This window comes from Pseudomonas sp. BF-RE-21, from assembly GCF_019947305.1.
GTDB lineage: Bacteria > Pseudomonadota > Gammaproteobacteria > Pseudomonadales > Pseudomonadaceae > Aquipseudomonas > Aquipseudomonas migulae.
Genome location: NZ_JAGYGF010000101.1, coordinates 1 through 5,495, shown reverse-complemented (window position 1 = coordinate 5,495; position 5,495 = coordinate 1). Strand labels below are relative to the sequence as shown.

Here is a 5,495-nt window from a genome sequence, read left to right as displayed (position 1 = left end):
CTGGACAACTTCGCGTGCCGCAAAAAAGCGCCAAACGCAGAGATCCCGCAGTTCGTGGTGGTGCTCGATACCTCGGGTTCGATGGATTTGAACATCAAGTCCGTGAAAGCCGATGAGGACTGGTTCTTCGGCAACGAGCTCAACAAGTACCTGGACGCGAACCGCACCATGCAGATCTTCGCCAAACCCAGCCGCATGGACGTCGCCAAGGACTCGCTGGCCGGCATGATCAACGGGCTGGACCCGAAAATCGACACGCGCCTCATTACCTTCGCCGGCTGCGAACGCACACCGGACCAGGGCGTGTTCAAGTTTGGCGACCGGCCACGGCTGATCAACGGGATTCGAGGGCTGGTTCCCAATGACGGCACACCGCTGGCCGACAGCCTGGCTTACGCGGCAAGCACCGTTGACGGGCGTAATAACGATGCCGTGATCGTGATGTTCGTCGACGGTGAGGACGGTTGCCAGAAAGACGCTTGCGCGGTGTCTCGCCAAATCGCCAGGGAACAACCACGCCTGCGGGTCAACGTGGTGAAAATCGGTGCCGGTGGCCCGTCACGCTGCATTGCTGAAAACACCGGTGGCCGGGTTTACAACAGCACCAACGCGGCAGAACTGGCCAAGCAGTTGAAACTCGCAACCAAGGAAGTGTCGAGCAACGCCAAGTGTGATTGATTGGCAGATCCGTAATTTGCGGTGACCCCTTCGCGGGCAAGTCGGATCGCCGCACCGCTCGCTCCTACAGGTCCAGTGTTGACCTCTGTAGGAGCGAGGCTTGCCCGCGAAGGCGATTTCAAAGGCGACTCAACGAAACCGGTCAACCTCTTGGCGCAATTCCGCCGCCAGGCTCTCCAGCTCTTTGGCGGTCACCGCCAGGTTCGACACCACTTCCCGCTGCTCGCTGTTCGCCAGCGCGATGCTTTGCAGGTTGCTGCTGAGCAGCGTCGCGGTGCTGCTCTGCTCCTGGGTCGCTGTAGTGATCGCGGCGAACTGTTCACCGGCGGAACGGCTTTGCTCATCGATCCGCGCCAGTGCCGAAGCGACATTGGCGTTACGCGACAAGCCTTCCTGCATCAAGACTTTGCCCTGTTCCATGGTGCTGATGGCATTGCCGGTTTCCTGCTGGATGCTCTGAATCATCCCGGAAATTTCGTCGGTGGCCTGGCGAGTGCGTGAGGCCAGGTTGCGCACTTCATCAGCCACCACCGCAAAACCGCGGCCCTGCTCACCGGCACGCGCCGCTTCGATGGCCGCGTTGAGCGCCAGCAGGTTGGTTTGCTCGGCAATCGAGGTGATCACCCCGACAATGCCGCCGATTTCCTGAGAACGCTGGCCCAAGGTGTTGATCACCGTGGCAGTGCTGTTCAGCGCGCCAGCGATTTGCTCCAGGGACGAGGACGCTTCACCCATCGATGTACGACCGATCTGGGTTTGCTGTGCGTTTTCCTGCGCCAGACGCTGAGTGCTGCCCATGTTGTCGGCAATGTTCAACGAGGTGGCGCTGAATTCTTCCACGGCACCGGCCATGCTGGTGATTTCGCCGGACTGCTGCTCCATGCCTTCATAGGCACCGCCAGACAAACCGGACAAGGCCTGGGCACGGCTGTTGACCTCTTGCGAGGCCCGGCGGATGTGCTCGACCATCGTCGACAACGCCTGACTCATCTGATTGAAGGCACGGGCCAACTGACCGATCTCGTCGTTGCTCGACACGTCCAAACGCACGCTCAGGTCGCCGGCCCCCAGAGCTTCGGCCTGACGCACCAGATCACCCAGCGGCGCGAGTTTGCTGCGCAGCAGCCAGACTGCCGAGCCGACCGCGATCAACATCGCCAGCAGGCTGCCAATCGCCAGTTGAATGCCGACACTCCAGGTCACCGCGCTGATTTCGTCTTGCGGCATGCTCGCCACGACCGACCACGGGCCGTCCTGGAACGGCACGGAAACACTGTAGAAGTCTTCGGACGTGTCGCTCCAGAAACCGCCCTCGCTCGGGGTTTTCGCCAGGGCGGTGATGGCTGGAACGGCTTTATCCAGCGCTTCCACGCCGGCGATCGGTACCAGCCATTTGTTCTGCTCGTCGAGCAACGCCAGGGAACCGGTCTTGCCGATGCGGAATCGCTTGAGGTTTTCGAACTGGGCTTTCTGCGCGTCGGTGTAGTCGAAACCGACATACAGCACGGCAATGACCTTGCCGCCGCTGTCGCGTACCGGGGTGTACTGCGACATGTAGTAGCGTTCAAAAAGCAAAGACCGTCCGACGAAACTCTGCCCCGCCATCAAACGGGCGTAAGCCGGGTTCGCATGATCGAGAATAGTGCCAATGGCACGACTGCCATCCTGTTTGGTGACGTTGGTACTGACCCGAATGAAGTCCTCGCCGCTGCGCACGAACACCGTGGCCACGCCGGCGGTCATCTGCTTGAACTCGTCCACTTCCTTGAAGTTGTTATTGAGCACTTCGCCGCCCAGTTGCAGGCCCGGAGTCTGGGTGCCCGCCACGTTCACCGGCGCATCCGGGTGCACGCTCAGCCCACCACTGAAACGCTTTTCGAACAACCCCGCAAGGCGCAGGGTACTTTCACGCAACGTGCCGTGAAACGTACTCAACTGGTCGGCCAGCAACCGCGCCTCACTGGCCAGGTGCTCTTCGCGGGTGGCGAGGTTGGCCGTGTCCAGTGAACGCAGGGCAAACAGGGTACTGCCGCTGATGACAATCGCCAGGATAATGGCGAGCGCAAGGCCAAGCTGTGAGGCAATCCGAGCACGAGGTTGAGACATGACAGCTCCTGGCCGAGCGATCTGATCCTCCTTGATCGGCTACTCAGCAAAATTTCTAATAATGGGAATTACGTCGAACCTGCACGAAGGTTCCATCTGCAGATTTTCGGCGGCGAACCTGAATACTTGAGTAAATAGCCGGGATATGGCTCAAGGCCGCTATTTCAAGGGCTCTATCGATTCAGCACAAGTGTTCGACGTCCGGCAATTTCATCGCCCGCACTTCGCCTTGCAGGAAATCGCTGAGGCGGCGCAAACGTTCACCTCCTGGGCGGGTTTTCGGCCAGACGAGGTAATAATTCTCACCACTGGCGACGGCGGTCGGCCACGGCAAACTCAGACGGCCCTGCGCCACATCTTCGGCCACCATCAGCAGATCGCCCATCGACACGCCATACCCCCGGGCGGCGGCGATCATGCCCAGCTCCAGCGTATCGAACACCTGCCCGCCCTTGAGCGACACCTGATCCGTCAGCCCCATGCGCTCCAGCCAGTTGCGCCAGTCACGCCGGTCCGGCGTCGGGTGCAACAGTTCGGCATGAGCCAGGCGCGCGACGTCCCACGGTTGGTCCTTCAGAAGATTCGGTGCACCGACCGGAATCAGCTCCTCCGGGAACAGCAGGCTCGCCTCCCAGTCCGGCGGAAAATGCCCGTTGCTGAGGATCACGGCGCAGTCGAACGGTTCATGGTTGAAGTCCACTGAATCGACGTCCATCCAGGCGCTGGTCAGTTGCACTTCGTTGCCCGGTTGCAGGTGGCGGAAACGGCTGAGCCGCGCCAGCAGCCAGCGCATGGTCAGGGTCGACGGTGCTTTCATGCGCAGGATGTCATCTTCGGCGCGCAAGGTATTGCAGGCCCGCTCAAGGGCGGTGAAGCCTTCGCGAATGCCCGGCAGGATCAGGCGCGCCGACTCGGTCAGTTGCAAATTGCGCCCGCTGCGATGAAACAGCCGACAGGCAAAATGCTCTTCAAGCGTACGAATATGCCGACTGACCGCACTCTGCGTAATCGACAACTCTTCAGCGGCACGGGTAAACGAGCTATGCCGCGCCGCCGCTTCAAATGCACGAAGGGCATACAAGGGAGGAAGACGACGAGACATGCGGAAAGCTCCTATGGCGCAATTTCGTCAACTTATCAGAAACTCCCCAGGATGAGTTTTAATCATGCCATCCATCCTTTTTATCCCTTTGTGCAAACCCCGCAGAGCGCCGAGAATCGACGCTTTCCTGTTCTCTTTGATAATCGGGCGTGATGACCATGCAGCATCCAGCACGTATTGAACTCTGGGCCATCCTGCGGCTGGCGGGGCCGTTGATTGCCTCGCAGTTGGCGCACATGCTGATGGTCCTCACCGACACCTTGATGATGGCGCGCCTGAGCCCCGAGGCATTGGCCGGCGGCGGACTCGGCGCGGCGACCTATTCGTTTGTGTCGATCTTTTGCATCGGCGTGATTGCGGCGGTCGGCACGTTGGTGGCGATCCGTCAGGGCGCGGGCGATATCGTTGGCGCGGCGCGGCTGACCCAGGCCGGGTTGTGGCTGGCGTGGTTGATGGCTTTGGTCGCCGGGTTGCTGCTGTGGAACCTCAAACCGGTGTTGCTGATGTTTGGCCAGACCGAAACCAACGTCCAGTCAGCCGGGCAGTTCCTGTTGATTTTGCCGTTCGCCTTGCCCGGTTACCTGAGCTTCATGGCCCTGCGCGGTTTCACCAGCGCGATTGGCCGGGCGACGCCGGTGATGGTCATCAGCCTCGGCGGCACGGTGGCCAACTTCGTGCTCAATTATGCGTTGATCACCGGGATGTTCGGCCTGCCGAAAATGGGCCTGGTGGGTATCGGTCTGGTCACGGCAATTGTTGCCAACCTGATGGCCGTGGCGTTGGCGCTGCACATTCGGCGGCACCCGGCGTACGACGCGTATCCATTGCGTCAGGGTTTGTCGCGGCCAAACCGGCAGTACCTGAAGGAGTTGTGGCGCCTGGGCCTGCCGATTGGCGGCACCTACGCAGTGGAAGTCGGGCTGTTTGCCTTTGCCGCGTTGTGCATGGGCACCATGGGCAGTACGCAACTGGGCGCGCATCAGATCGCGCTGCAGATTGTCTCTGTGGCGTTCATGATTCCGGCGGGGCTTTCCTATGCGATCACCATGCGCATCGGCCAGCATTACGGCGCCGGGCAGTTGCTGGACGCGCGGCTTGCGGGACGGGTCGGGATCGCCTTTGGCGCAGCGGCGATGCTTGGTTTCGCGATGGTCTTCTGGCTGTTGCCGAATCAGTTGATCGGCCTGTTCCTGGACCACAACGACCCGGCCTTCCGCCCGGTCATCGAACTGGCGGTGAGCCTGCTGGCGGTGGCGGCGTGGTTCGAGCTGTTCGACGGCACGCAAACCATCGCCATGGGCTGCATTCGCGGGCTCAAGGATGCCAAGACCACGTTCCTGGTCGGGTTGGGTTGCTATTGGCTGATTGGCGCGCCCGCCGCGTGGTGGATGGCGTTCCATTTGCACTGGGGGCCGACGGGTGTCTGGTGGGGTCTGGCGTTGGGCCTGGCGTGCGCGGCGGTGAGCCTGACGCTGGCGTTCGAGTGGAAGATGAAGCGGATGATTCGGCGGGAGCCGACATCAGGGGCAAGTTTCCAGATCGCCCAGCCTGACTGAGATCCTTGTAGGAGCGAGGCTTGCCCGCGAAGGCGTCGTGTCAGGAACAACAA

Annotated in this window: 4 protein-coding genes; 2 read left to right on the top strand and 2 right to left on the bottom strand. The window is 61.1% G+C overall.

Going from position 1 to position 5,495, the window contains the following annotated elements; all coding sequences use genetic code 11:
• The coding region (locus KGB25_RS30190; RefSeq protein ID WP_223437983.1) for a vWA domain-containing protein at positions 1 to 678 on the top strand (678 nt) is incomplete at its 5' end.
• 129 nt (positions 679 to 807) lie between these two features.
• On the opposite strand, the gene KGB25_RS30185 is transcribed toward KGB25_RS30190, so the two are convergent.
• Together KGB25_RS30185 and KGB25_RS30180 are read right to left on the bottom strand one after the other, a co-directional pair.
• Positions 808 to 2,784: a methyl-accepting chemotaxis protein gene (locus KGB25_RS30185; RefSeq protein WP_223437981.1), complete on the bottom strand. Its 1,977-nt coding sequence runs from the start codon at positions 2,782 to 2,784 to the stop codon at positions 808 to 810.
• Between the two features lie 181 nt (positions 2,785 to 2,965).
• On the bottom strand, positions 2,966 to 3,886 hold the full coding sequence (locus KGB25_RS30180; protein WP_008030538.1) for a LysR substrate-binding domain-containing protein: 921 nt from the start codon (positions 3,884 to 3,886) through the stop codon (positions 2,966 to 2,968).
• 158 nt (positions 3,887 to 4,044) lie between these two features.
• Here KGB25_RS30180 and KGB25_RS30175 point away from each other — a divergent pair, with 158 nt between their 5' ends.
• The gene (locus KGB25_RS30175) at positions 4,045 to 5,442 is read left to right on the top strand and encodes a NorM family multidrug efflux MATE transporter (RefSeq protein ID WP_192228209.1); all 1,398 of its coding nucleotides are present in this window, start codon (positions 4,045 to 4,047) and stop codon (positions 5,440 to 5,442) included.
• Positions 5,443 to 5,495 lie beyond the last annotated feature (53 nt).